Source organism: Actinomadura sp. 21ATH, from assembly GCF_041951345.1.
In the GTDB taxonomy this organism is placed as follows: Bacteria; Actinomycetota; Actinomycetes; order Streptosporangiales; family Streptosporangiaceae; genus Spirillospora.
In genome coordinates, this window is sequence record NZ_JBGNUR010000012.1 from 230,933 (window position 1) to 256,049 (window position 25,117).

Annotated in this window: 21 protein-coding genes and 1 pseudogene; 13 read left to right on the forward strand and 9 right to left on the reverse strand. The window is 70.4% G+C overall.

Going from position 1 to position 25,117, the window contains the following annotated elements; genetic code table 11:
• Nucleotides 1-181 precede the first annotated feature (181 nt).
• On the forward strand, nt 182-3,151 hold the full coding sequence (locus ACA361_RS29780) for an FAD-binding and (Fe-S)-binding domain-containing protein (protein ID WP_375017393.1): 2,970 nt from the start codon (nt 182-184) through the stop codon (nt 3,149-3,151).
• Here ACA361_RS29780 and ACA361_RS29785 read toward each other — a convergent pair.
• The 3 genes from ACA361_RS29785 to ACA361_RS29795 all read right to left on the reverse strand — a co-directional run bounded on the left by ACA361_RS29785 (nt 3,127) and on the right by ACA361_RS29795 (nt 8,301).
• Entirely contained in the window at nt 3,127-4,416 is a 1,290-nt protein-coding gene (locus ACA361_RS29785; RefSeq protein WP_375017395.1) for an ABC transporter substrate-binding protein, read from the reverse strand. The two genes, ACA361_RS29780 and ACA361_RS29785, sit on opposite strands and share 25 nt — an antisense overlap.
• 29 nt (nt 4,417-4,445) lie before the next feature.
• Entirely contained in the window at nt 4,446-6,893 is a 2,448-nt protein-coding gene (locus tag ACA361_RS29790; RefSeq protein WP_375017397.1) for a substrate-binding domain-containing protein, read from the reverse strand.
• Nucleotides 6,894-7,104: 211 nt separating this feature from the next.
• On the reverse strand, nt 7,105-8,301 hold the full coding sequence (locus ACA361_RS29795) for an amidohydrolase family protein (RefSeq protein ID WP_375017399.1): 1,197 nt from the start codon (nt 8,299-8,301) through the stop codon (nt 7,105-7,107).
• 105 nt (nt 8,302-8,406) lie between these two features.
• Here ACA361_RS29795 and ACA361_RS29800 point away from each other — a divergent pair, with 105 nt between their 5' ends.
• The 8 genes from ACA361_RS29800 to ACA361_RS29835 all read left to right on the forward strand — a co-directional run bounded on the left by ACA361_RS29800 (nt 8,407) and on the right by ACA361_RS29835 (nt 15,789).
• The gene (locus ACA361_RS29800; RefSeq protein ID WP_375017401.1) at nt 8,407-9,492 is read left to right on the forward strand and encodes an S-(hydroxymethyl)mycothiol dehydrogenase; all 1,086 of its coding nucleotides are present in this window, start codon (nt 8,407-8,409) and stop codon (nt 9,490-9,492) included.
• Entirely contained in the window at nt 9,492-10,121 is a 630-nt protein-coding gene (locus tag ACA361_RS29805) for an MBL fold metallo-hydrolase (protein ID WP_375017403.1), read from the forward strand. Before ACA361_RS29800 ends, ACA361_RS29805 begins: the two co-directional genes overlap by 1 nt.
• A 235-nt stretch (nt 10,122-10,356) precedes the next feature.
• Nucleotides 10,357-11,325, forward strand: coding sequence for a hypothetical protein (locus tag ACA361_RS29810; RefSeq protein WP_375017405.1), 969 nt, complete (start codon nt 10,357-10,359; stop codon nt 11,323-11,325).
• A gap of 236 nt (nt 11,326-11,561) precedes the next feature.
• The gene (locus ACA361_RS29815; RefSeq protein ID WP_375017407.1) at nt 11,562-12,335 is read left to right on the forward strand and encodes an SAM-dependent methyltransferase; all 774 of its coding nucleotides are present in this window, start codon (nt 11,562-11,564) and stop codon (nt 12,333-12,335) included.
• A gap of 215 nt (nt 12,336-12,550) precedes the next feature.
• Nucleotides 12,551-13,372: a helix-turn-helix domain-containing protein gene (locus tag ACA361_RS29820; RefSeq protein ID WP_375017409.1), complete on the forward strand. Its 822-nt coding sequence runs from the start codon at nt 12,551-12,553 to the stop codon at nt 13,370-13,372.
• A gap of 61 nt (nt 13,373-13,433) precedes the next feature.
• Nucleotides 13,434-14,063, forward strand: coding sequence for an alpha-ketoglutarate-dependent dioxygenase AlkB (locus tag ACA361_RS29825; RefSeq protein WP_375017411.1), 630 nt, complete (start codon nt 13,434-13,436; stop codon nt 14,061-14,063).
• Nucleotides 14,064-14,206: 143 nt separating this feature from the next.
• The gene (locus ACA361_RS29830) at nt 14,207-14,878 is read left to right on the forward strand and encodes a siderophore-interacting protein (protein ID WP_375017412.1); all 672 of its coding nucleotides are present in this window, start codon (nt 14,207-14,209) and stop codon (nt 14,876-14,878) included.
• A gap of 320 nt (nt 14,879-15,198) precedes the next feature.
• Nucleotides 15,199-15,789 carry a hypothetical protein gene (locus ACA361_RS29835; protein WP_375017414.1) on the forward strand — a complete coding sequence of 197 codons (591 nt, stop codon included), beginning with the start codon at nt 15,199-15,201 and terminating at the stop codon, nt 15,787-15,789.
• Here ACA361_RS29835 and ACA361_RS29840 read toward each other — a convergent pair.
• Nucleotides 15,763-16,386 carry a TetR family transcriptional regulator gene (locus tag ACA361_RS29840; RefSeq protein ID WP_375017416.1) on the reverse strand — a complete coding sequence of 208 codons (624 nt, stop codon included), beginning with the start codon at nt 16,384-16,386 and terminating at the stop codon, nt 15,763-15,765. The two genes, ACA361_RS29835 and ACA361_RS29840, sit on opposite strands and share 27 nt — an antisense overlap.
• A gap of 87 nt (nt 16,387-16,473) precedes the next feature.
• Between ACA361_RS29840 and ACA361_RS29845 the strand changes: the two genes are divergently transcribed.
• On the forward strand, nt 16,474-17,280 hold the full coding sequence (locus ACA361_RS29845; protein WP_375017418.1) for an SDR family NAD(P)-dependent oxidoreductase: 807 nt from the start codon (nt 16,474-16,476) through the stop codon (nt 17,278-17,280).
• 38 nt (nt 17,281-17,318) lie between these two features.
• On the opposite strand, the gene ACA361_RS29850 is transcribed toward ACA361_RS29845, so the two are convergent.
• The 5 genes from ACA361_RS29850 to ACA361_RS29870 all read right to left on the reverse strand — a co-directional run bounded on the left by ACA361_RS29850 (nt 17,319) and on the right by ACA361_RS29870 (nt 23,637).
• Entirely contained in the window at nt 17,319-18,977 is a 1,659-nt protein-coding gene (locus tag ACA361_RS29850) for a YDG/SRA domain-containing protein (protein ID WP_375017420.1), read from the reverse strand.
• Nucleotides 18,974-19,321 carry a hypothetical protein gene (locus ACA361_RS29855; RefSeq protein WP_375017422.1) on the reverse strand — a complete coding sequence of 116 codons (348 nt, stop codon included), beginning with the start codon at nt 19,319-19,321 and terminating at the stop codon, nt 18,974-18,976. Before ACA361_RS29855 ends, ACA361_RS29850 begins: the two co-directional genes overlap by 4 nt.
• Nucleotides 19,322-19,473: 152 nt before the next feature.
• Complete coding sequence (locus tag ACA361_RS29860; protein WP_375017424.1) at nt 19,474-22,584, reverse strand: DUF3427 domain-containing protein; 3,111 nt, start codon at nt 22,582-22,584, stop codon at nt 19,474-19,476.
• A gap of 79 nt (nt 22,585-22,663) precedes the next feature.
• The gene (locus ACA361_RS29865; RefSeq protein WP_375017426.1) at nt 22,664-22,864 is read right to left on the reverse strand and encodes a hypothetical protein; all 201 of its coding nucleotides are present in this window, start codon (nt 22,862-22,864) and stop codon (nt 22,664-22,666) included.
• A gap of 35 nt (nt 22,865-22,899) precedes the next feature.
• Nucleotides 22,900-23,637, reverse strand: a complete 738-nt coding sequence (locus ACA361_RS29870; RefSeq protein ID WP_375017428.1) for an ATP-binding protein — start codon at nt 23,635-23,637, stop codon at nt 22,900-22,902.
• A gap of 182 nt (nt 23,638-23,819) precedes the next feature.
• Between ACA361_RS29870 and ACA361_RS29875 the strand changes: the two genes are divergently transcribed.
• The 3 genes and pseudogenes from ACA361_RS29875 to ACA361_RS29885 all read left to right on the forward strand — a co-directional run.
• Complete coding sequence (locus ACA361_RS29875; protein WP_375017430.1) at nt 23,820-24,680, forward strand: helix-turn-helix domain-containing protein; 861 nt, start codon at nt 23,820-23,822, stop codon at nt 24,678-24,680.
• Between the two features lie 5 nt (nt 24,681-24,685).
• The gene (locus ACA361_RS29880; RefSeq protein WP_375017432.1) at nt 24,686-24,925 is read left to right on the forward strand and encodes a DUF397 domain-containing protein; all 240 of its coding nucleotides are present in this window, start codon (nt 24,686-24,688) and stop codon (nt 24,923-24,925) included.
• Between the two features lie 109 nt (nt 24,926-25,034).
• Nucleotides 25,035-25,117: pseudogene (locus ACA361_RS29885) on the forward strand (IS5/IS1182 family transposase); the annotation flags it as partial.

Here is a 25,117-nt window from a genome sequence, read left to right on the forward strand (position 1 = left end):
CCCGTGCCCGCGCCCGCCCGCCCCGTCCGGCCCGGTGATCGTTCCGGCCGGGAACGGCGCGTTCCGCCGGGCGGCGGGGCGGGGCCACGCCCTAGCCTGGGCTGGACGGAGCGCAGGCGAGCGCGGGGCTTCCGCGGGCGACGGCGCGCGGGCAGAGCGTGCGGGGGAAGGGGCGACCTTCGTGGTGGTGTCATCCGGGGCGGGCGGGCGCGAGCCGGGAGAACCGGCCGGCAGGAGCGGCACGAGCAGCGGCGGCACGGGCCGCGCGGGCGGCACGGGCGATCCTGAGGCGGCCGGCAGGCGGCTGGCCGCGGCGCTGCCCGGGGTGTTCCGCACGGACCTGACGGCGCGCACGGCGTACTCCTCCGACGCCTCGATCTACCGGCGCGTACCGGTGGCGGTGGCGGAGGCCCGGTCGGCCGCCGACATGGCCAGGGTCCTCGAACTGGCCGCCGCCGAGGGACTGCCGGTCACCACGCGGGGCGGCGGGACGTCGATCGCCGGCAACTCGATCGGCCCGGGAATCGTGATCGACACGTCACGGCACCTCGACCGGATCCTGAGCGTCGACCCCGAGGCCCGTACCGCCGTGGTGCAGCCGGGCGTGGTCCTGGACGACCTGCGCGCGGCCGCCGGCCGGTACGGGCTGTCGTTCGGGCCCGACCCGTCCAGCCACTCGCGCTGCACGCTCGGCGGCATGATCGGCAACAACGCGTGCGGATCGCACAGCGTGGCGTGGGGGATCACGTCCGCGAACGTCGAGTCCCTGCGGCTGCTCCTGCCGGACGGCCGCGAGCTGCACGCCGCGAAGGGAACGAGCGGCGACGCGGGCATCGACGCCGAGCTGACCCGGCTGCGCGACGCGCAGCTGGGGCCGCTGCGGACGGAGCTGGGGCGGTTCAGCCGCCAGGTCGCGGGCTACGGGCTGCACCACCTGCTTCCGGAGAACGGCTTCGACGTGGCGAAGGCGCTCGTCGGCAGCGAGGGCACGTGCGCGCTGGTCACCGAGGCGACGGTACGGCTCGTCCCGGTGCCGCGGTTCCGGGCGCTGGCCGTGCTGGGCTTCCCGGACGTCTACACCGCCGCCGAGCTGGCGCCGTTCGCGGCCCGAACCGGCGCGCTGACGGTGGAGGGGATGGCGTCCGACCTGCTGACGGCGCTGCGCGCGCAGCCGGGGCGGGCGAACGCGGGCGCGGACCTGCCGGCCGGCGGCGGCTGGCTGTACTGCGAGGTCGGCGGGGAGACGAAGGCGGAGGCGGAGGAGGCGGCGCACGGCCTGGTCGAGGTGGTGCGCGGGCGCTTCGCCGCGACGACGGCCGTGGTCGTCGACGACCCGGTGCGGATGCGGGCGCTGTGGTGGATCCGCGAGGCGGGGTCGGGCATCGTGACGCGGCTGCCGGACGGCGGCGAGGCGTGGCCCGGCTGGGAGGACTCGGCCGTACCGCCCGAGCGCCTCGGCGACTACCTGCGCGGACTGTACGCGCTGATGCGCGGGCACGGCCTGCGGGGCGTCCCGTACGGCCACTTCGGGGAGGGCTGCCTGCACCTGCGCCTCGACTTCGCCTTGGACGATCCCCGGGGCGTCGCCGTCTACAGGGAGTTCATGGAGGCCGCCGCCGAACTGGTCGTCTCCTTCGGCGGGACGGTCTCGGGCGAGCACGGGGACGGCCGGGCGCGTTCCGAGCTCCTCGGCACGATGTACTCGCCGGAGCTGCTGCGGGCCTTCGGCGCGTTCAAGGCGGTCTTCGACCCGGACGGCAGGCTCAACCCGGGCGTCATCGTCGATCCGGCTCCGACGGACGCGGACCTCAGGCCGGGCCCTGGACGGGACCGGCTGGCGCTCACTCCCGTACACGCGCTGACCAGGGACAAGGGTTCGTTCACGGCGGCGGTGCACCGGTGCGTGGGCGTCGGGGCGTGCCGCAACCTGGAGACGGGGGCGATGTGCCCCTCGTTCAAGGCGACCCGCGACGAGGTGCATTCGACGCGGGGGCGGGCGCGCGTGCTGGCGGAGATGCTGCGCGGCGAGACGATCCGGGACGGGTGGCGTTCCACGGAGGTACGGGACGCGCTGGACCTCTGCCTGTCCTGCAAGGCGTGCGCGAGCGACTGCCCCGTGAACGTCGACATGGCCACCTACAAGGCGGAGTTCCTGCACCGCCACTACGCCAACCGACTGCGCCCCCTCGCGCACTACTCGATGGGCTGGCTGCCGCTGTGGTCGCGGCTCGTGGCCGGGGTCCCGGGCGCGGCGCGGTCGGCGAACGCGGCGCTGCGGCGGCGGCCGGTCGCCGCGCTCGCGAAGCGGCTGGCGGGCGTCGAGCCGCGGCGGGAGATGATCCGGTTCGCGGACGAGACGCTGCGCGGCTGGTTCGGCGGGCGGCCGGAGCGGCGGCCGGGCGGCCGGAAGGTCGTGCTCTGGCCGGACACCTTCACCAACTTCCACGACCCGGCGGCCGGGAAGGCCGCGGTCGAGGTGCTGGAGGCGCTGGGGTACCGGGTCCTGATCCCGCCGGGCCGGGTGTGCTGCGGCCTCACCTGGCACTCGACCGGCCAGCTCCGCGTGACGCGGCGCGTGCTGCGGCGGACGCTGGACGTCCTGCGCCCGGCGCTGGAGGCGGGGCTGCCGATCGTCGGGCTGGAGCCGTCCTGCACGGTGATGCTGCGCGACGAGGCCCCCGAGCTGCTCCCCGACGACCCGCGCGCGAAGCTGCTCGCGGCCCGGACGGTGACCCTCGCCGAGCTGGTCGTGTCCCACGAGGGCGACTGGCCGTTCCGGAGGCTCGACGCGGAAGCGGTCGCGCAGGTCCACTGCCATCAGGAGGCCAAGGGATCGTACGATCCCGACCGCGCCGTGCTGGAACGCCTGGGCGTGACCCCGGACGTGATCGGCGCGGGCTGCTGCGGGCTGGCGGGGAACTTCGGGTTCGAGCCCGGCCACTGGGACGTCTCCCAGGCGTGCGCCGAGCGGGAGCTGTACCCGAAGGTCCGGGCGGCCGGGCAGGACGATCTCGTGCTCGCCGACGGCTTCTCCTGCCGTACGCAGATCGCCCAGGGCACCGGCGGCCGCGCGCTGCACCTGGCCGAGGTCCTGCGCAGCGCGCTGCCTCGCGATCCGGAGGCCGCTCAGCGGCCCACGGCCGCCCGGTAGAGGTCCTCGCGGAGGCCGGACAGGCCGGCCTCCAGGCGTTCGGGACGGGTGAGGACGCCGTGCAGGTTCGCCTGGAACGTGTTCGAGACCTCGTGGTAGTACGGGCTGGGCCCGCGGTCGCGGGCCTCCTCGATGGCCGCGCCGATCACGCTCAGATGCGGGTACCGGCGGAGGAGCGCGGCGTCCTCGTACAGGGCCTTGCGGCTGGGGGCGAAACCGGCGCCGGTGAACAGCCGCCGCTGGTTGGCCTCGCTGGTGAGGAACTGCATGAACCGCAGTGCCGTGCGCTGCTTCGTCGAGCAGCTCGACAGCGTGAGGTTCCATCCCCCTAGGGCGGACGGAGTCGGCAGCTTCGCGACGCCGAACGTCTTCGCGACGGGTGAGTCGGCCGCATGCAGCAGCTCGTAGGCGTACGTCCAGTTGCGCATGAACAGCGCGCGGCCGTCCTGGAACGCGATGCGGCTGCGCTCCTCGTTGAAGTCCGTCGCGTCCTTGGGGATCCACCCTTCACGCACGCCCTGGACGAGGCGCTCGAAACCCTCGCGCAGCGTCGACGGCGTGGCGACCACCGCGCCGTCCGGGCCGAGGATCCCGCCGCCGGTGGCATCCCAGATCTGCTCCATCGTGTTGACGGTGAAGCCCTCGTACTGGTCGAGCTGGGTGACGTAGCCCTGCATCCCCTTGGAAGGGGCGATGGTCCGCGCCTGGTTCCGCAGGTCCTCCCAGGCGACGGGAGCGGCGACGCCCGAAGCGGCGAGCACGTCCTTCCGGTAGTAGAGGAGCCCGACGTCGGAACGGAGCGGGATCCCCCACAGCCGTCCCTTGTAGCGCACGCTGTCGATGGGCTCGCGCAGGAACGCCTCGTGGTCGAAGTCGTTCTCGCCGAGCGGCTCGATGTAGCCGCCGTGGGCGTACTCGGCGGTGTGGATCAGGTCGGCCGTCGTGACGTCGAAGCAGGGCGCTCCGGACTTGCCCGCCTCGCGTGCCGCCGCGGCGTCCTGCGCGCGGGCGACCACCTGCGCGCGGTGGTCGTCGCTGGACTCGGCCAGCTCCACCATCTCCACCCGTTCGGCGGGATGGCGGGCGTTCCAGGCCGCGACCAGCCGCTTGACCTGGGAGCCGCGGCTGGTGTCGCGCGAGTCGGCGAAGACGATCGGTCCCGTACCGCGGCGGTCGCCGTCCCCGCCGCCGCAGGCCGCGAGCAGCGCGGCGGCCAGCAGCAGGGCGCACGGCCGCACGGCCGCCCGCCACGCTCGCAGGTGCATCCGGTCCCTCCGTGTCAGCCGGGTGAGCGTCAGCCGGGTGAGCGCGGTGCTCCCCAGAGCCCGGCGGCGATGCCGTCGAGCGCCTCCCGCATCGTCGCCATGCCGTCGATCTCGTAGCAGTCGCCGCCGGACGCCCGCGTGACCTGGTCGAGCCCGGCGGGGCAGCTGTCCTGGTGGAAGGCGACCACGTAGACCCGGACGTGGTCGTCCGCGGAGACGCCGGCGGCCAGCTTCGCGGCCTCCCGCCCGCCGCCGGCGCCGTACGTGATCGCGATGACGGCCCGGGTCGTCTCGGCCGGGTCGGCGTCCCCGCCGTCGCGCATCTCCGCGATCGCGGCGCGCAGCGCGGGGACGAGCCCGTCGCCGCGCCCCGTCGGGCGCAGGCCCGCCAACTCGTCCGACAGGCGCTCGATCCGCCGGTCCTCCTCCGGCCGGCCGACCGGCACCAGCGGACGGTGGTCGCGGCCGCCGCCGCCGGCCCCGGCCGCGAACTCCCACAGGCCGACCTGGTCGCGGCCGCCCATCAGCGGCAGCGCCAGCCCGATCGCGTCGGCCGCCGCCGCCACCCGGGTGCCCTTGCTGTACGGGAACGGCGCCGCCATCGGGCGCGACACGTCCACGGCGAACAGCACCCGCGCCGACTTCCGGGCGGTGTCCCACGCGTCCATCAGCGGCTCGTCGCGGAACCGCCCGCTCGGGTCCACGATCGGGACCAGCGACGGGATGTCGGCCTGGTGGGGCGTCGTCGTTCCGGTCCTGTCGCGGTAGCCCGCGTTCCTGAACTTCTCCTGCGTCTCGGGCCGCTTGAGGAAGCGGTAGAAGTCGTCGATGATGCGGCGCCGCCCGGGAGCGAGCGGCGCGGCGCGCGTTACGACGACGTACGGGTGGTCCAGGAGCGGCATCCCCTCCTCGGCGTAGAAGGGCCGCAGCTCGGGCGGGGCGGCGGCGGAACCGCCGCAGGCGCCGCCGCCCAGCGGCGCGCCCTCCCGGTAGTCGATCAGCGACTTCTCCGAGACGAGCAGGGCCGTCCGGCGCAGCTCCCCGTCCTCCGGCGACTCCCGCATCGCGCACAGCAGCTTGCCCGGCTCGTCGTCCTCGCGGGCGATCGACTTCTCCACGTCGTGGAGCGTCCCGGCCGCGCCGTCGCCGGTCAGCGTCGCGAAGTCGAGCATGGGCGCCTTCAGCGCGGCCTGGTAGAGCGCCACCGTCGCCACCAGGCCGGTGCTGGACGCGCGCGGGCTGGCCCGGCCGAACGCGTAGCCCTCGCCCGGCCAGCCGAGCAGCTCGTCCCAGCGCATCGTGTGCCCGGACAGCGGCAGGCCGGCGGCCATCTCGGCCGGCACCGCCACCACCAGCCGCGAGGTCGTGACCGAGTCGACCCTTCTGAGCTCGACGGTGCGGACCCCGTTGGCCTGTATCGCCGCCTGCGCCTGCTCCACGTCCAGCGTCGAGTCGGGGAGCCAGACGTCGGCCTCGTTCAGCGGCTCGTTGCGGTCGCGTACCAGCCAGCCCTGCCGGGTGGCCTCGCGCGCGCCGCCCGGCGACGCCTCGGACACGACGTTGACGTCGGCTCTGCGGCACTTCTCCCGGTCGCGCGTCGTCCGCTCGAACTCCAGGGCCAGCGCCCGTACCAGGGCCTCCTTCTCGGGCGACACCCGCACGCGCAGCTGGACCGGCCGGTCCTCGCACTCGGCGGGCCGCGGCTCCCCGGACGCCGCGAGCAGCGGCACCGCCACCAGCACCGCCGCCAGCGCGGCCCGGACGGCGCGCGGGTGCCGCCGGAGCCGGCGCCGCGCCTTCCTGAACGCGGCGTAGCGCACGCGGAGCAGCCACCGGGCGGCCCTCATGCGGGCGGTGTCGCGCAGCGGGGCGCCGGGCGGGAACGCGATCCACGCCGCCTCCTCCGCGGGCTCGCCCTTGCCGACCCGGACGAGGACCGTGAGCCGTTCGAACGCGTTCGGCCAGGGGGCGGAGGCCGGCATGACGACGTACTCGTGGAAGCCGCGGGAGGCGATGGCGCCGACGATGGCGCCGGACTTCTCGACCTCGGCCTTGAACTCGCCCGCGTCCAGCAGCCGCGCCGTGCGGTCCATCCAGGTGCCGCTGACGCCTTCCGGGTCGAAGTTCAGCTCACCGAAGTTCAGCGCCACCCGGAGCCGGAGCGCCTTGCGCGGCGGGACGCCGCGGTTGTGCTCCTCCAGCGCGGTGACCAGGTACGGGAGCGCGTCCAGCAGCCGGTGCTTGGGGACGCGCGGCCGGAAGAGCCAGAACGCGCCGTCCCCGCGGTCCTCCTTGTGCACGAACCAGCGGCGCGGGGCGGACACCGGCAGGCCGGCGTTCTGGAACGCCCGGTGCGCCGCTTCGTACATGCCCTTGCGGGCTTCCTTGCGCTCGGTGTCGCTGATCTTCGCGTCGCTGGAGCCGACCATGTCGACCCAGAAGATGGAACGGTGCCGCGGTCTCGTGCGGAAGGCCATGGGGTCCGTGACGGGGAGGGGTGGGCGATGGGGCCATGCGGGAGGCGAGCGTGCGGGGAAGGCAAGCATGGCCTGATTACGGGCGGGGGCTGCTACTGGTGTACAGGAATGTTCCCTGCAGACACAGCGGTATGTCGATTAGGCCATGCCGGATGTGGCCGCGCGACTGAGACGACCCTGGAACGGGCCTGAAGTGGGTCTGGGACGGGCGTCAGGTGAGGAGCGGGCGGCCCGACTGGACGATCAGCCGCGGCTCCGACTCGTCCCAGAGCACGGCCGGCGTCTCCAGCGGATCGCCGTTCACGACCAGCAGGTCCGCGCGGGCGCCGATCTCGACGCGGCCCAGGTCGGCGCGGTCCAGCAGGCTGGCGTTCACCGACGTGGCCGAGCGCAGGCAGGCCAGCGCCCCGGCCGCCTCGGTCTGCAGGCGCAGCCCGAGGAGCTGGTCGTCCTCCAGGTCGCCCATGAGGTCGGTGCCGAAGCCGACCGGGACGCCCGCCCTGTGGGCCAGCTCGACGGCGTGCCGGCCCGCGTCCAGGACCTCCTGGTTCTTGGCGCGGCCCACGGCGGGCAGGCCGACCTCATCGCCGCGCCGGTCCATGGCGTCGTAGGTGGCCAGGGTCGGGACGAGGTACGCGTTGTGCTGCGCCATCAGCTTCGCGGTGGGCTCGTCCATGAGGTTGCCGTGCTCGATGGAGCGGACGCCGTTGACCAGCGAGTGCCGGATGGCCTCCGGCGAGTACGCGTGCGCGGCGACGTAGCTGCCGCGCCGGGCCGCCTCGTCGGTCACCGCCCGGATCTCCTCGGCGGAGTACTGCGGGCGGCGGATCGGGTCGGTCGGCGACACCACCCCGCCGGACGTCATGATCTTGATGGCGTGGGCGCCGCGACGGAACCGGTCGCGGACCGCCGTGCGCAGCGCGTCCACCCCGTCCACGACCTCGTTCATGTGGTGGCCGTGCAGGCAGATGTCCAGGTCGCCGGGGCGGCCGTCGCCGTGCCCGCCGGTCTGGCTGAGCGCCGGGCCGGTGTAGAGGTAGCGCGGCGACGCGATCAGCCCGGTCTCGACCGCTTTGGCAAGGCCGGGGTCGCCGCCCGCCACGTCCCGTACGGTCGTGAAGCCGCGGCGCAGGGCGCGTTCGAGCCGCCACGCCCCCTTCAGCGCGAGGTAGCTGAGCGGGCCCGCGTCGAACTCCAGGTTGTGCAGGGAGATCCCGTACGCGTGGAAGTGCGCGTCGATCAGGCCGGGCAGCACCGTGCGGCCGCGCGCCTCGATCACCTGCTCCGCCCGCGTCACCCGGTCGCCGATCTCGGTGATCACGCCGTCGCGCACATGCAGGGACGCCTCCCGCAGGTCCGCCGACCAGCCGTCGAAGATCAGGGCATCGGTGATGGTCAGCTCGCTCATCCCCCAATGATCGCAGCGTTTTCGCTGAATGGATGGGGTAGGGCGCGCTGAGGGAACGATCTCTAGGCTGGTCGGCGGCGACGAGGCCCATCGAGGAGGACGTCCATGACACATGAAGTGCGCGGAGTGGTGGCCAGGGGCAAGGGGGAGCCGGTCTCGGTGGAGACCGTCCTGGTGCCCGACCCGGGGCCGGGTGAGGCGCTGGTGAAGGTGCAGGCGTGCGGGGTGTGCCACACCGACCTGCACTACCGGGAGGGCGGGATCAACGACGAGTTCCCGTTCCTGCTCGGCCACGAGGCGGCCGGGGTCGTCGAGTCGGTGGGCGCCGGGGTGACCGAGGTGGAGCCGGGCGACTACGTGATCCTGAACTGGCGCGCGGTGTGCGGGCAGTGCCGTGCCTGCTCCCGCGGGCGTCCCTGGTACTGCTTCGACACCCACAACGCCGGGCAGAAGATGACCCTCGCGGACGGCACCGAGCTGTCGCCCGCGCTGGGCATCGGCGCGTTCGCCGAGAAGACGCTGGTGGCGGCCGGGCAGTGCACCAAGGTGGATCCGGAGGCGAGCCCGGCGGCGGCCGGGCTGCTGGGCTGCGGCGTGATGGCGGGGCTCGGCGCGGCGATCAACACCGGGAACGTGGGGCGCGGCGACAGCGTCGCGGTGATCGGCTGCGGCGGCGTCGGGAACGCGGCGGTCGCCGGGGCCCGGCTGGCCGGCGCGGCGAAGATCATCGCCGTGGACATCGACGACCGCAAGCTCGCCTGGGCGAAGGACCTCGGCGCCACGCACACGGTCAACTCGTCCAACCTGGACGCGGTCGAGGCCGTGCGGGAGCTGACCGGCGGGTTCGGCGCCGACGTGGTGATCGACGCGGTCGGCCGCCCGGAGACGTACGAGCAGGCCTTCTACGCCCGTGACCTGGCCGGGACCGTCGTCCTCGTCGGCGTGCCGACCCCGGAGATGCGGCTGGAGCTGCCGCTGCTGGACGTCTTCGGGCGCGGCGGCGCGCTGAAGTCGTCCTGGTACGGCGACTGCCTGCCCTCGCGCGACTTCCCGATGCTGATCGACCTGTACCGGCAGGGACGGCTGGACCTGGACGCGTTCGTGTCCGAGACGATCGCGCTGGACGAGGTCGAGGCCGCGTTCACCAAGATGCACCACGGCGACGTGCTGCGCTCGGTGGTGGTGTTCTAGTGGCCGCGCGCATCGAGCACGCCGTGACGTCCGGGACGTTCAGCCTGGACGGCGAGACGTTCGACGTCGACAACAACGTGTGGGTCGTCGGCGACGACGCCGAGTGCGTCGTGATCGACGCGCCGCACGACGCGGCGGCCATCCGGGAGATGGTCGGCGACCGGCGGCTGGTGGCGATCCTGGCCACGCACGCCCACGACGACCATGTGCGGGTCGCGCCCGAGCTGGCCGACGCCACCGGCGCTCCCGTCTACCTGCACCGCGACGACCTGCCGGTCTGGCGGCTGACCCACGCCGAGCGGCGCCCGGACGGCGACCTGACCGACGGGCAGGTCATCGAGGTCGCCGGCACCCGGCTGGAGGTGATCCACACGCCGGGGCACGCGCCCGGCGCGGTCTGCTTCCACGCGCCGGAGCTGGGCGCGGTCTTCACCGGCGACACCCTCTTCCAGGGCGGGCCGGGGGCGACGGGCCGGTCGTTCTCCGACTTCAACCTGATCATCGCCTCGATCCGGGACCGGCTGCTCACCCTGCCGGCCGAGACGGTGGTGCACACCGGCCACGGCGACAGCACCACGATCGGCGCCGAGGCTCCCCATCTGCAGGAATGGATCGACCGCGGGCACTGATCCGCCGCTCCCGCCGCACTCCCGGGGACCCCGCGGGCCCGGCCCGCGGGGTCCCCGGGCGTGCGGCGCCCTCGGCCGTTCCGGTAGTACGACGGGTGTCGACTCCGCTACTCTCCCGATTCGGGTGCTCATATTTGGCTGGAAAGGCGGTCATATGGCCATCCGGCGTTCCTGACCTCACCGACCACGGGCTCGGCCGCGGGCACGGACACACGTTCTACGAGGAAGAGCTGCATTGAAGCCCGACGCCCTGCGCGAGCTCGAACCGGACTTCTGGCGCGCGCCCAGCGCCCGCAACACCCAGCCCTGGGTGCTCCGCTACCGCGAGGAGACGGTGGAGATCGGCTGGGACCCGGCGCGCACGCTCCCCGCCGCCGACCCGTCCGGCCGCGATCTGCGGCTCGCGCTGGGCGCGTTCACCGAGACCTGCCTGATCGTCTGCGCCGACGCCGGGCTGCACGTGGACTTCCGGCACGATCCGGACGCGGCCGGGCACCGGCTCGGGCACCTCGTCGCTGCCGGCGGGCCGTACACGACGCCGTTCACCGTCCAGGACGTCCGCGCCCGCCGGACCGGCCGCGCCGCGTACGAGCCGGGCCGCCTGGACGACGCGGTCGCCGCCCGCCTGGAGAAGCTCGCCGCCGAGGAGAAGGCCGAGATCCGCCGGCTGCCGTGCCGCGACCTGATCGACCTGCTGTACGACGCGGACCGGCACATGTTCGCGACCCCGCCCATCGCCCGCGAGCTCCGCGAGTGGCTGCGCCTGGACCCCGAGGACCCGCGCTACCGGCAGGACGGCCTCACCGACCGCGCGCTCGACCTGACCCCGTTCCAGGCCCGGATGCTCGGCCGCCTCCTGTCCCCGCGCGCCTACCCCCTCCTGCGCCGCCTGGGCGTGCCCGGCGTCCTCGCCGGCGCCTCCGAGGACCTGCTGGACTACGACGGCGAGGCCGTGGTGCTCGTGGCCCGCCCCGGCTCCACCCACACCGAGCAGGTCGACCTCGGCCGCGTCCTGATGCGCCAGTGGCTCACCCTCTCCACCCTCGGCCACACGACGCATCCGCTCAGCCAGATCATCGACGCCCAGCGGACCAAGCAGCGGCTGGCCCGCCTGCTGGACATCGACGACCCCTCCCGCCTCCTCAACATCACCCGCGTCGGCCGGCCCGCCACGGCCCCGCCGCTCTCCGCCCGCCTCCGCTGACACCGTCCCGGAACGTTTATCAGGCGAAGCCGGAACGGCTTTCTTGCGTACCGGGTGGTATTCGAACCATCGGCGGCGCGGGGGGGCTCCAAAAAGCGTACGGTGACGGACCGAATCCCGGAATCTCGACGTTCGGGGGGTCTGGCACCTAGGTTGGTGGCATCACCCGGCGCGACGGAGCGGAAGGAGATGTCGCCGTGCAGGACGGCCCTCCCGAACCCACTGGAGATCTTCCAGTGAAGATCAATACCGACGTGCCGCATTCGGCGCGCATCTGGAACTACTGGCTCGGCGGCACCGACAACTACGAGGTCGACCGGATCGCCGGGGACGAGTACGTGAAGGTGTTCCCGCAGATCCAGGAGATGGCCCGGACCTGCCGCTACTTCCTGGCCCGGGCGGTGCGCCACCTGGCCGGCGAGGTCGGGATCCGGCAGTTCCTCGACGTCGGCACCGGCCTGCCGACCGTCGACAACACCCACGAGGTGGCGCAGCGGGTCGCCCCCGACTCGCGCATCGTGTACGTCGACAACGACCCGCTCGTCCTGGCGCACGCGCGCGCCCTGCTGACGAGCACGCCCGAGGGGGAGACCACCTACATCGACGCCGACCTGCGCGATCCCGACAAGATCATCGCGCTGGCGAAGGAGCGGCTGGACTTCACGCAGCCGGTGGCCCTGATGCTGATGGGCATCACCGGGCACATGCAGGACGCCGAGGAGGCGCGGACGATCGTCCGCCGGCTGGTCGCGGAGCTGCCGCCGGGCAGCTACCTCACGCTGTACGACTGCACGGACGAGGACACCTCGTTCAACGAGGCCCAGGAAGGCTACGACGACACCGGCGCCGTACCCTACGTTCTGCGCAGCCCGGAATTCATCAAAAGCTATTTCGACGGGCTCGAACCGGTAGAACCCGGACTCGTTTCGGTCATGCGGTGGCGGCCGGAAATCGATGTGTTCGATCCGTCGAAGGATTTCACAATGTGCGGCGTGGCCCTCAAACGCTAGCCGCGCGGGTACGTCGAGGGGCACTGCCGCAACAGATCTCCGAGGTCGTAAGGTCGCACGCAGGACCGGTACGGGACCGGGGGCTATAGTGAAGTGGTTGTGCCCCGGTCGTCACCATTTGCGAGGAGCCCCCTTTGGTCTCCGTAACGACTGCGAGCAGCGCGCCGAGCGTCGGGCGGAGCACGCTCCTGCAAGGTGATCCGCTGCTTCCGAGGATGCTGCTGGGCAAGCGCCTGCGCGAAATGCGCGAGGCGGCGGGCCTCACCCGCCTGGAGGCCGCCGTGGGGATCGGCGTGCACGACTCGAAGGTGACCCGGCTTGAGGGCGGCCGCAGCGGCGTCCGCCGCGCGGACGTCGTCGCGCTGCTCACCCTGTACGACCGGCCCGACGAGGGCGAGTGGGCGACGCTGCTCGCGCTCGCCGACGAGACCGGCGCCCGCCCGTGGTGGCACGACCTCCGCGACGCGGTCGAGCGGCACGAGCGCCGCTATCTCAGCGCCGAGGAGGCCGCCAAGCTCGTCCGCTGCTTCGACGACCAGTACGTCCCCGACCTGCTGCAGACCGAGGACTACGCCCGCGCGCTCCTCGCCAACGGCCTCACCGCCATGTCCGGGCAACGCGCGGACCGGCGGATGGAGCTGCTGGCGAGGCGGCAGCGGCTGCTCCGCCGCAGGCCGCGCCCGGTGAACCTCTGGGCCGTCGTCCACGAGGCGGCCCTGTGGCGGCAGGTCGGGAACGCCGGCGTCATGCGCGCCCAGCTGGAGCACCTCAAGAAGATCGCCGATCGGCCCAACGTGACCGTCCAGATCGCGCCGTACGACGCCCGCCGCGCGGCGACCGGACCCCTCACCCTGGTCCGCTTCCCGCAGGCGCAACTGCCCGACGTCGTCTACCTGGAAGGGCTCGGCAACGCCCGCTACCCGAGCCGCCCCAAGGAGATCGAGCGCCACTGGCACGTCTTCAACACGCTGGTCACCGAGGCCGAGCAGCCCCAGCGCACCCGCCACATCGTCGACGAGGTCCTCGCCACCTGCTGACCTCCTCTCCCGATCGAATCCCGATCGAACGTATGTTTGACCGCGCGGGTATGTTGGGGGCATGACCAGCGCTTTCCAGGGCTCCCTCCTCGACTGCTGGGACGACCCGCGCCCGCGCGCCCTCGGCGACGCCGTCCGGCGGACGCCGCTGTCGCACGGGGCCTGGATCGACCTCCGGCGCGGCTGGATGGCGGGCGCCGACGCCCTGTTCGAACGGCTCTCGGAGACCGTTCCGTGGCGGGCGGAGAGCCGCCGGATGTACGACCGCGTCGTGGACGTCCCGCGCCTGCTCGCCTTCTACGGCGAGACCGACCCGCTGCCCGACCCGTCGCTCGACGCGGCGCGGGACGTCCTGAACGGCCACTACATGGAGGAGCTGGGCGAGCCGTTCCGCACCGCCGGCCTGTGCCTCTACCGCGACGGCCGTGACAGCGTCGCCTGGCACGGCGACCGCATCGGCCGCGGCCGCGACCACGACACGATGGTCGCGATCCTGTCCGTCGGCGCGACCCGCGCCCTGCACCTGCGGCCCCGTTCCGGCGGGCCCGCGCTCCGGTACGAGCTCGGCCACGGCGACCTGATCGTCATGGGCGGCAGCTGCCAGCGCACCTGGGACCACGCGATCCCGAAGACCGCCCGGCCGACGGGCCCGCGCATGAGCATCCAGTTCCGCCCCCGCGGCGTCCGCTGAGACCGCCCCCACCTGGTACGACCCCCGGCTCACCTGACGCCGCGGGGTCGGCGTCGTACCGCGGATGCTCCCTCTCCGGCCTGGCCTGGTGGCGCGAACGCGATGTATCTTGACCGCGAACGCGACATATCTCAAGGAGACCCATGCGTCTGCGAGATCTCTTCTTCGTCACCGGCACCATCGAGGACGCCCCCGCCCTCGTCAACAGGCGCATGCTCCGCCTGCGCATCAACTGCCCGACCCAGACCTGGACCCCGGGCCAGCAGATCCGCCTCAGCGTGGACGGCCTCCTCACCCGCCGCACCTACTCCATCTGGGACGGCGACGAATCCGGCCTCGAACTCCGCGTCCTCGACCACGGCGACGGCCCCGGCGCCCGCTGGGCCCGTACCGCCCGTCCCGGGCAGGAGGTCGTCTTCACTAAGCCGGAGGGCTCCTTCACCCTCCGCCCGGACGCCCCGTACCACCTCTTCGTCGGCGAGGAAACGGCCTCGGTCCCCTTCGGCCCGATGCTCCGCTCCCTGGACGGCTCCCCGCACCACGCGGTGATCGAAGTGGACGCCCCGGAGGACCGGCTCCCGCTGGAGGACGTCCACTGGCGCTACCGCGAGGGCGCCCCGGCCGCCTCCTCGCCGACCCTCCTGGACGCCGTCCGCGAGCTCGACCTGCCCGCGGAACCTGGTGTCGCCTACGTGGCGGGCGAGGCCAGGACCGTCCAGTCCGTGCGAGCCCACCTGGTCAACGACCGGGGGTGGCCGAAACGCGCGATCCTGACGAAACCGTTCTGGACCCCTGGAAAGAAGGGCATGGAGTGATCACCTGAGTGACTCCCTCCCTTGGCCGGAGTAGGACAAGATCCATTCCAGGCGCGACCGACACTATCTCCCAAATGTGAGAAATATTCCCGACAGTCGTAGCGCGGTCACCGTCGCGTCCATGCAGGTGGTGGAGCTGTCCGAGCCTCGCGGACGCGCGACTCGGGAGCCGGTTTACCGGAAGTCGCGGTCCACATACGTCATCGGCCAAATCTGTGGACATATGCCCGAATGGACCCTCACTCGGGATTGCCGATAAAGGCGGCGACCATTGCTACAGTCCGGCAAGCGGGGAAATTTCGACACGGGGGAGTCGTGTGATGACCGCTTCGCGTGAAGTGCTTGACTCGACGGGCGCGTCCGTGGTCGTCGCCGCGACCGCCCGCCGCAGGCGCCGCCTGCGGCGGGCGGGCTACGCGGTCGGCACCGTCTGCGCCGCCTACACCATGCTGCTGGGCATCGGCCTGACGGGTGGCGTCGCCCCCCGGACGCTGGCGTGGCTGCCGGGCATATCGGATGAGAAGCGCGGCACGGCGGAGATCCGTCCCGCCCGGATCGTCCAGTCACCTGAGGGCGAGTACGTCCCACCCCGGCCATCGCCGATCCCGGCGCCGGTCATCCCGCGCGACGGCCGCCCGTCTAAACCGCCCCACCCCCGGACCTTTCCTGCACCGGCCGAGACGACGAAGCCCCCGGCCGTCCACCCGCCGCAGGACCCGGCTCCGCCCCCCGACGACGCGGCCAGGAAGCCAGAGGACCCGGCACCGCAGCCCGACCCGACCCCCGAGCAGCCGCCCGCAAGGAAGCGCCCGCCGCTCCTGCCTGGCCTCGGCGGCGTGGTCGATCTCTTGTCCGTCCCCAACAGCCCACCTCCCGCCGGAGCCTCACCCATCAATCCGCGCAGCAGATGAAGCAGATCCGGCCGCAGCGCCTTCGACCTCCACGCTCCCCGACATGGGACGCCCGAGGAGGGCACTCGCGACGGCCTCCACGTACGGCGCGAGATCACTCGCCTCCGCCTCGCTCACGGCCGGCGTCCCGACGACCGACCGCAGGATCCCCAGCCCCACCAGCCAGGCGCTGAGGAGCTCCGCCCGCAACTCCGCGTCCGGCCCTTCGGCCATCTCGGCGAGCACCCGCACGTAGCCATTGCAGACCTCCTCCCGCATCTGCTGCCGTGCGTCGTCATGGGCGCTCGACCGCAGCAGCGCGACCAGCGGATGCTCGCCCCCGTGACTCGTCCAGTCCTTGAAGATCACGGTCTGCACCATCCGGGCGACCAGTTCCTCAGGGGGGCCGTCCAGGAGGTCAGGCCCATCCGTCGCCATGGCCTCCTCGAACAGCCCCTTCTTGGACCCGAAGTACCGGAAGATCAACGTCGCGTCGACCCCCGCGTCCTTCGCCACGTCCCGGACGCTCGTCGCGTCGTACCCGCCCTGCGCGAACCGCAGCCGCGCCACCTCCAGCAGCCGCGCCCGAGTAGCCGCCCGGTCCCGCTTCCGCGCCATCAACGCACCCCTAAGTCATCGACCGTTGACATCATACTTCCAGCGCGACTACCGTCCCATGTCATCAGTCGATGACTTAGGAGACGCATGATGGACCTCGTCGTCGCCGGCGGCACCACGGGCATGGGCCGTGCTCTGGCCGACCACTACCTGGCCAGGGGCGCCCGCGTAACAGTGATCGGCAGCAACGCATCGCGCGGCGAGACCTTCCTCCGGGACGCCGCCACCGACCGCGCCGCTTTCGTCCAGGCCGACCTCACCTCGGTCGCCGAGAACCGCCGCGCGATGAAAGAGATCAGGGCCCGCCACGACTCCCTGGACGTCCTAGCCCTCACCGCCCTGCGCCACTTCCCCAAACGCGTGGTGACACCGGACGGCTTCGAGGGAGTCCTCTCCCTCTACTACGTCAGCCGCTTCCTCCTCAGCCACGGCCTCACCGACCTGCTGGAGAAGGGCACCGCCCCGATCATCGTCAACATCTGCGGCGTCGGCACCACCAAGGGCGAGATCCGCTGGAACGACCTGTCCCTCACCAACGGCTACGGCCCCATCAAGGCCATGCTCCAGGGCGGCCGAGCCGCCGACCTCCAAGGCGTCGCGTACCCCCTGGCCCACCCGAACGGCCGAACCCGCTACCTCCTCCACCACCCCGGCTTCACCGACAGCGGCACCGACTCCCTGACCCAGCCGGCCAAGACCGCCATCAAACTCCTGGCCCGCCTCTTCGCCCAGTCCCCCGAAAAGGCCGTCGCCCCCATCATCGACCTCATCGACAACCAGCCCGAGGGACGTCTACTCGCCTACGACCGCCGGACTCCCGTAGACCCTTCCCTCAGGACCCTTGACCGGGCTCACGCCCTCCGCCTCTACAGAAAGACCAGTCACCTTCTCTAGCCACTTCCGTGCGCATGACTCTGCGCCAGTCGAGCGCGTCAGGCCGGTGATCCACCTTGACCTGGGCGCGCGGAACCGCGATAGAGGCCGCGGTGGTAGCGGACGTACTCGAGGCCGACGCTGTGCTTCGCGTTCACAGACAGGTCGGCGAACGGCTTCCCGGTGACTTCATCGATCACGGTGAGGCTGTCATCGATGGTGACCATGCCGAGCTCCAGTTGGACGCGATGGGTCGGGCAGACGCACAGGATGTTCTCGCTGATGTCCGGTCCTCTGTGAGGACGGGGGAGCCCCTGCAGGTGGAGTGTCTGGGCGAACCGGAACCCGGCGGGCGTCTGGAGAGCGGTGCCGCAGATCTGGCACTCGTAGTTGTGCGCCTGCATCACGTCCTGCGCGACCCGGCGGTCCCCGTAGACGCCGCGGCCCACGGGTTCCCAGCGGTACAGGTCGATGCCGGGCCGTTGCAGGGGTGAGTCGGTGGGAACGGTCGGAGAATCGACCTGGTCCAGCTTCTCAAGTCTGAACTGGAGGATGCGGAAACCGTCGATCCCGATGGCGTTCCAGTATCGCTCGACCGTATAGAGCCCGTCGTACCTGTAGCCGGCCTCCGGCGAGTGCTCCTTATCGCCTTTCGCGCCGCGGATGACGCGTACGGGATAACGCGTGGTGATGCTGGCGAGCAGGGCCGCGTTGCCGGGATGCGTCGGGTCCTGATCCCTGATCTGCCGATGGTTGGAGTCCTGTCCCCCATGGCCGGTGTAGACGATGACATCGCCGTGGTCCTCGTCGTCGGGGTACCCGCCGGACAGGACGATGGATTCTGCTCCGCCGTTCGCATGCCTCCCGCAGATGCCGGCCTGCGTCGGACGATGCACCTTCGCCTCATGAAGCTCGCGTCGCGACTTGAAGAGGGAGCCGATGCCGTAGCCGGGGATCTCCCCGTACCCCGGCGGAGCTTCCAGGCTGGTGCGTGCGCGGTTCTTGAAGAGACGGACGCGACCGGCGTCATTCCTGTCCTGGCACCACGGACGCGGACGCCCCTTGGCCTGCATCTCGTCATGGATGCGCTCGAACACCTGGTCCATCGTGAGCAGCGTGCCCGCGTCGGCGATGCCGTTCCGGACCACCTCGATCAGCTCCTGCGTGAACGCGGTGAACTCGGCGCCTTCCGGCGCCAGCGAGAAGCTGTTGGGCGGTGCCGAGGTGATGGTGTAGCTGCCCTCGATGTTGGTTTGGGCCGACAGGTCGGAAGGTCCCATCGTGTCGATGGCCCGACCGCTGAAGCAGCAGTCGAGGATGACGATGCGGCACTGCGCGCGGCTCGTTCGGACGGCCGTACGGATGTGATCGTAGGGAACGGCCGTGTAGTAGTTGTGCGCCGGCTCATCGGCCGTGCCCGGAAGGCCCAGGTGCAGGTCGGAGTTCTGGTCGAGGACGCCGTGGCCGGCGAAGTAGACGAGCAGAACCTCGCTGGCTTCGTCGGCGGCCTGCTGGATCGGGGCGACCATCGCCCTGATGTCCGCGGGGTTCTCCAGCACGGTGCAGTGCTGCGGAGGCAGGCCCCAGACCTCGTGCCGGATCAACTCTTGACCGAGGGTACGGACGTTCCTGGTGACCGCCGGAAGCGGATGCATGTGCTCGTACTCGGCCGTGCCGATGAGAACGGCCCGCGACTTCTTCGGGTCCGGCTGGCTCACGTTCCGTCAGAGTCCAGCTTCTTGGCGACGGACTCGGCAGTCTCCTCGGATGCCTCGGAGAGCGGGATCCGAGTGGACTCCCGTTCGATCGTCGCCTCGGGCTTGCTGCGGCGGGTGGCGCGCCAGGCGAGGTATCCGAGGACCAAGCTGGCGGTCTGGAAGCCGCTGTCGACGACCAGCTGGACCGCTTCGAGCGTGCCACCCATCTGGCCCGGCCGGGTCTCCGCCGACTGCAGGGAGATCTTGGCGTGCCGCCGGATGTCGGGGTCGTTCAGCAGCCAGTCGTGCAAGGACCGGAGCTCTTCGTCGGCTCCGGGGCCGTCCATGCGGATCGTGATCGCCATTGAACCTCCCGATTCCCCTAGGTATCGGGATATTTGCAGACTGATCCACTGCTGCGGGTGTCACTAGCGATACCGGCGCTTGCCGCCATCGCAGCGACCGGAACGGCACTCGATGCCCGTCGCTGCCGGCGTTCCACGTTCGGGACCCGAGGTCAGCCGGCGCTGACCTTCGCATAGTGGAAGACATCGGCCGGGAGTGGATGGGCGAGGTCCCACAGGATCCGCATAGGGCGTTCGCCGTCGTGGCTTCGGTAAGTCATCGGACCTGCGTACAGATAGGGAGGAGCGTCCTCCTTGGTCTCGCGGATGAAGAGATGGACGGAGGAGCCCAACTTCGCATGGTCGATGTAGCGGCGGCCGTCGCGGGAGTCCTCGCGGGTCGTGCTCTGGGACTCCCACTGGAACAGCGTTGGCGTGATCGCCCGATCGTTGTACATGGTGGAGGGCTTGTAGCCCTTCTCCGTCTTGTTGATCGTGACCATGAAGAGGTCCGCCTCCTCTTCCGCGACCCAGCGGACCCCCTGCACCCAGGAACGGGGCTTCTCCACGCCGAATGCGGAGAGCAACTCGTCCTTGCTGTACCGCGCATGGAGGCGGACGGGAAGGTGCGCGATCTCCTCCACCACTGGCGTCACGCGGTGAATGCGCTCATACAGCACGTCGATGACTGCAAGGAGTTCCTGGCGGCGAGCGGTGTTACGCCAGAGCCTTCCGAGGTTCTCCTCAACGGCGCTGAACGGGCGGCCACTGTCGAGGGACGCATGGAACATGGCGAGCAGGCGCTGCGTGCGCGGATCGGCGGAGTCCCATTCCGGCGGCTGCGGGCGGCTGAGCACATCCTTCAAGAAAGCCAGACGTTCGGGGTCGTCCATGTGCAGCATCCGTCCGATCGCCGCTCCGAGCCGCTGGTCCTCCTGCACGTCAGCGATCGGGTCGGCGTCGAACCCCGCCTCGCGCCGGAGGCGAGCCCAGCCACCCCGCGTCCCGCCGTAGAGGTCCTCGAGTTCCCGGCCGCTCTCCGAAAGGTAGTCCCGCAGAGGAACGTCACCGAGCTCTTTCAGTTCCGCGGACAGTGCCTTGATCTGGAACCCGAGCGACTGCTTGATGTTGGCCAGGACGATCTGGCTGACTTCGCGGTCCAGGTCGATCGAGCAGCCCGCCGGCAGCGTGGGGAAGCCCGCTTCGACCTCGTGCGCCAGCCGGCCTCGCGGGATCCCGGTCAGCGCGCTGTATCGCCTGTCGAAACGGAAGTCCTTGTTCTGGTTGCCGACGAAGTCGAAGACGGTGAGGACCGGCTTTTCCGCGGTCAGACGGAGTCCACGCCCGAGTTGCTGCAAGAAGACAGTGGCGCTCTCAGTAGGACGCAGGAACAGCACCGTGTCGATGTCCGGCACGTCCACGCCTTCGTTGAAGAGATCGACCGTGAACAGAGCATTGATCGAGCCGTCCCGGAAATCCCGCAGCGCGGCAACCCGCGCCTCCCGGCTGGTCTCGGAGGTCACTGCGCGTGCTGGGATGCCATGGTGGTTGAATCGATCGGCCATGAATTCGGCGTGCCTGATGCTCACGCAGAAGCCGACCGCCTTCATCGCGGCAACGTTCCCAAGCTTGCTCTCCAGCGCGTTGATCACTTTGTGGACGCGGGTATGGAGACCTGTGTAGAGACGAGTCAATTCTTCGACGTCGTACCCCCGGCCGCGCCGCCAGGTGATATCGGACAGGTCGACATCATCATGGATGCCGAAGTAGTGGAACGGCACCAGCAGGCCCCGCTCCAGCGCCTCCCAGAGGCGCAACTCCACGTCGGGCTTCCGGCCATCGAACCAGCGCAGGATGTCGCCGCCATCGGTCCGTTCGGGGGTGGCCGTCAGCCCGAGTAGGACCGCGGGGTCGACGTGGTCGAGAAGCCTGCCGTACGAAGCCGCGGCAGCATGGTGGAACTCGTCCACGATCACCATATTGAACGCGCTGGCTTCGAGTTCGTGGAGCCGGCTCACCGACTGGATGGAGGCGAAGACGTGCCGCCACTCGGTGGGGCGCTTACCGTCGACGAGCAACTCCCCGAACGAGCCGTCCTTGAGGACCGTACGGAAAGTGCTCAAGCTCTGTTCGAGGATCTCCTTGCGGTGCGCGACGAAGAGGAGGGACTCGACTTTGCCTTGCTGCCGGAGCCGCTGGTAGTCCAGTGCGGCGACGATGGTCTTTCCGGTGCCGGTCGCCATGACGACCAGGTTGCGCCTGTGGCCATGCACTTCCCGTACGGCATCGAGTTCATCGAGGATCTCTTGCTGGTACGGGTAGGGCGTGACATCGATGTTGGCGATGTGGAGCGGGAGGGCGCTTGGGCCACCCTTCTCGCGTTCCAGTGCCTCAGCCAACCGTGGCGCGTCACGCGCCGCTGAGTAACGCTCGAAGGACGGCTCGTTCCAGTACTCCTCGAACGTGGCGGCGAACGTGTCAACCAGATGCGGCTGCTCAGCGCGCGCAAGCCGCACGTTCCATTCGACGCCGTCGAGCATCGCCGCTCTGGAGAGGTTGGACGAGCCGACGTACGCGGTATCCAAGCCGGAATCTCGATGGAACAGCCACGCCTTCGCGTGCAGGCGGGTGCGGCGAGTGTCATAGGAGACGGCGACGTCGGCTCCCAGTTCGACGAGCCGATCCACCGCGCGCAGGTCCGTCGCGCCCATGTAGGTCGTGGTGATGACACGGAGCTTCCCACCGCGTGCCAGGAACTCGCGCAAGGCGTCCTCGATGAGCCGGAGGCCGTGCCACTTGAGGAAGGCGCACAGCAGGTCCACACGGTCCGCTGACGCCAGCTCCTTGACGATCTCCCGTCCGATCTGCGGCTGCTCTCGTCCATTGACGAGCAGGGCACTAGAGGACAGCGGGACCTCTGGCCGTTTGGGGAACCGTACGGTTCCATCGGGCAGCCTGCCCGCAGCGATACCGAGAAGCACATCGCGAGCGTCATCCAGTACGTCATCGGCGAGAGCTGAACCAGGCACCGCCGTTGCGATGGACCGGCTGATCGAATCGACGGCCGCGACCTGCCGTGCGAGAGCCTCGTCCTTGTCACCGGCCTCAGCTGCGATCTTGAGTGCTCGCCGCACTTGCTGGCTGATGTGCCGAACGAGAAGCTCCTCGGCGTCAACGCTGTCCAGCGCGTCGCGATGCACGAGATCGCCGTCCATGGCTTGGAGCTTGCGCTGCAGTTCAGCCGTCACAACCTTCTCATACGCCCCAGGCGCAAGGTCAGCCATGCCCCAACCGTACGGGCAGCCCCCGACAGCGAAGCGATTTCACCGCTGGATAAGCGTGCGAGCACAGCACTGTGATTCTTTATGCGGCGGTGTCCAGGAGGGCGAGGGCTCGGTCGAACGCGGTGGGGTCGGCGGTGGCGAGGCAGTCGAGGAGACCGTCGATGGTGGACGAGCTGATGAGGATGCGCCCGGTGGCTTTCCAGGTGCCGTGAGCGTCCCGGCTGAACGTCCACAGCGGGAACAGGCTGCGGAGGAACAGGAGGAGGACGTCCTCGTCCATGGAGTGTGGTCCTGTCTCGGAGTGGCCGTTGCCGATCAGATTGAGTACGGGAGCGCTGCCTGTTCGAGGGTGCGAACGATGCCCTCGGCTGCTTCTTGCAGGTCGATGAGCGGGTGTGAGGTGTAGGTGTGCGGAGCGTTCCGCCATGAGAAGCATGAGCGCCGTACCCAGACGATCAGGTCGTCGGCGGTGACGATGGAGATGCCCGCGTCGTCGCTGCGGCGGCCGCACACGAGACTGCGTGATTTGAGCAGGCGAGCGAGGCGCTGGGCGGCCAGTGCCGGCGGGATGGGCTGCTGCGGACTCGGCCACCGCGGCGGGAGCGGCAGAGTGAACCAAGTGGCCTTGCCGGAGATCGGTGTGGGGCTGAGACGGGAGCGCGAAGCGTGGAAGCCCCAGGCGCTCGCGATGTGGGCGACGATGCCGAGGCCCTTGCCGTGTTCGTCGAGTTCGTTGCCGGATGCGCGTTCAGGGAGGGTGTTGGGGCAGCCGTCGAAGACGGCGATGACGAGTTCGTTCTGTGGACGCGTCCGAGCCCAGATCCATAGCTCCGGGCTGGTGGGAGGCCGTTCGGGCCGGGTGTGCAGGTAGGCGTTCGTGGTCAGCTCGCTCACCGCGAGTACCCCGTCGTCGATCGTGGCCTGAGGGAACCCGAGTGCCTGAAGACAACGCGTCAGAGCCTCCCGCGCCTGCGAAGCGCAGCAGGCGTCCGCGGAGAGTCGTCCTATGCAGGCGCCGCCGTACGGGAGATCGGAGGGGCTTCCGGTGAACATCGTGCCTCCATGGCTGTCGAGACCAAGCGTCGTGGCACTTGGTGATCGCCGCGCTACGTTGTGTGGCGCATGTAGTCATGATGGCTGTGAATAATTCAGAGCGCTACCCAATCATTCATACTGGTGACCGCTTGTGGCTGAGTCCGCTCGAAACGTGATCACTGGTGAGAGGATCGAGCCTGATGAGCCCAGCGAACAAGGCACCCGCCTACGCGCCGTCCGTACGTGCCCGCAGGTTGGCGAGGAGCCTCAAGGAGGCTCGGCTCCAGGCGTCGCTGACCGCCACCCAGGCCGCCGCCCGCTTGGGCTGGAGCCAGCCCAAGATCAGCCATATTGAGAACGGCAGGACCAAGCCGGGTGCGGCGGACGTGGAAGTGATGCTGCACCTGTACGGCGTGACGAGCCCGCAGCGGGATGCGCTGCTGACGCTTGCGAGGGAAGCGGAACGGCGCGGCTGGTGGACCGACTACACCGACGTCTTCACCGGCAGCTACGTGGCTCTCGAGGACGAAGCGTCCTTGATCAGAGAGTGGCAGCATCAGCTGGTGCCCGGCCTGCTGCAGACTCAGGACTATGCCCGAGAGGTCATCAGCGCCGGACGTCCCGACATCGGGGAAGACGAGGTCCGCCGTCGTGTGATGGCGAGGATGGCCCGCCAGACTCTCCTTCGCCGAGAGCCGAACGCGCCCGAACTTCATGTCGTACTGGACGAGGCGGTTCTGCAGCGGCCGATCGGGGGCGTAGAGCTGATGCGAGCGCAGCTCCGGCACCTTGCGGAGGAAAGCCGGAGGCCGAACGTCACTACACAGATCCTTCCGAGGTCCGTGGGCACGCATGCCGGATTGGAAGGGCTGTTCATCCTCCTGCGGTTCTCGGGGACGGACGATCCTGACGTCGCGTACACCGAGGGCATCTATGGGGACGTGTATCTGGAGAGTTCCAGCCAGATCACGCGATGTAATGTGGCTTTTGAGGCGCTATGCAGGAGTGCGCTCACTCCGGATGAATCGTTGGCCATGATCAAGGCGGCTGCGGAGGCGTAGAAGGCATGTCTGGTCGTCCCCCCGAGATCTCACCTGGTACTTGGCGCAAGAGCCGCCACAGCGGTAGCGGGAACGCCTGCATCGAAGTGGCGGAGCTCGACGGTACGAGCCTGGCGGTTCGCGATAGCAAGGATCCAGAGGGTCCAAGGCTGCTGCTCGACCGCGCCACCTGGAACGGGTTCCTCAGCAGGATCAGGGACGCCTCCGGCTCGGTACCGACCAGTTCGATTGAACGACGGTTGTAGCTCCCGGTGACGTGCTCGTTCACTCTCTGACCCTTGCTCGGCGCCGGCGGGAGTGGCGAGGACCGTTAAGACGTCATCTCATTTGGCGGATGAGCTGTAGCCTGCGGTCGTGGAGATGGTCGAGCGGTTGGTGCCCGAGGAGTTGTGGGAGTTGTTCCAGCGGGTGGTGCCACCTGCACCGACGCGGCCGCA

Excerpts from the sequence above, each read along its gene's own strand:
- ACA361_RS29785 (WP_375017395.1), bottom strand. The coding sequence starts at position 4,416 with ATGCACCTGCGAGCGTGGCGGGCGGCCGTGCGGCCGTGCGCCCTGCTG.
- ACA361_RS29790 (WP_375017397.1), bottom strand. The coding sequence starts at position 6,893 with ATGGCCTTCCGCACGAGACCGCGGCACCGTTCCATCTTCTGGGTCGAC.
- ACA361_RS29795 (WP_375017399.1), bottom strand. The coding sequence starts at position 8,301 with ATGAGCGAGCTGACCATCACCGATGCCCTGATCTTCGACGGCTGGTCG.
- ACA361_RS29800 (WP_375017401.1), top strand. The coding sequence starts at position 8,407 with ATGACACATGAAGTGCGCGGAGTGGTGGCCAGGGGCAAGGGGGAGCCG.
- ACA361_RS29820 (WP_375017409.1), top strand. The coding sequence starts at position 12,551 with ATGCTGCTGGGCAAGCGCCTGCGCGAAATGCGCGAGGCGGCGGGCCTC.
- ACA361_RS29825 (WP_375017411.1), top strand. The coding sequence starts at position 13,434 with ATGACCAGCGCTTTCCAGGGCTCCCTCCTCGACTGCTGGGACGACCCG.
- ACA361_RS29830 (WP_375017412.1), top strand. The coding sequence starts at position 14,207 with ATGCGTCTGCGAGATCTCTTCTTCGTCACCGGCACCATCGAGGACGCC.
- ACA361_RS29835 (WP_375017414.1), top strand. The coding sequence starts at position 15,199 with ATGACCGCTTCGCGTGAAGTGCTTGACTCGACGGGCGCGTCCGTGGTC.
- ACA361_RS29840 (WP_375017416.1), bottom strand. The coding sequence starts at position 16,386 with ATGGCGCGGAAGCGGGACCGGGCGGCTACTCGGGCGCGGCTGCTGGAG.
- ACA361_RS29845 (WP_375017418.1), top strand. The coding sequence starts at position 16,474 with ATGATGGACCTCGTCGTCGCCGGCGGCACCACGGGCATGGGCCGTGCT.
- ACA361_RS29855 (WP_375017422.1), bottom strand. The coding sequence starts at position 19,321 with ATGGCGATCACGATCCGCATGGACGGCCCCGGAGCCGACGAAGAGCTC.
- ACA361_RS29860 (WP_375017424.1), bottom strand. The coding sequence starts at position 22,584 with ATGGCTGACCTTGCGCCTGGGGCGTATGAGAAGGTTGTGACGGCTGAA.
- ACA361_RS29865 (WP_375017426.1), bottom strand. The coding sequence starts at position 22,864 with ATGGACGAGGACGTCCTCCTCCTGTTCCTCCGCAGCCTGTTCCCGCTG.
- ACA361_RS29870 (WP_375017428.1), bottom strand. The coding sequence starts at position 23,637 with ATGTTCACCGGAAGCCCCTCCGATCTCCCGTACGGCGGCGCCTGCATA.
- ACA361_RS29875 (WP_375017430.1), top strand. The coding sequence starts at position 23,820 with ATGAGCCCAGCGAACAAGGCACCCGCCTACGCGCCGTCCGTACGTGCC.
- ACA361_RS29880 (WP_375017432.1), top strand. The coding sequence starts at position 24,686 with ATGTCTGGTCGTCCCCCCGAGATCTCACCTGGTACTTGGCGCAAGAGC.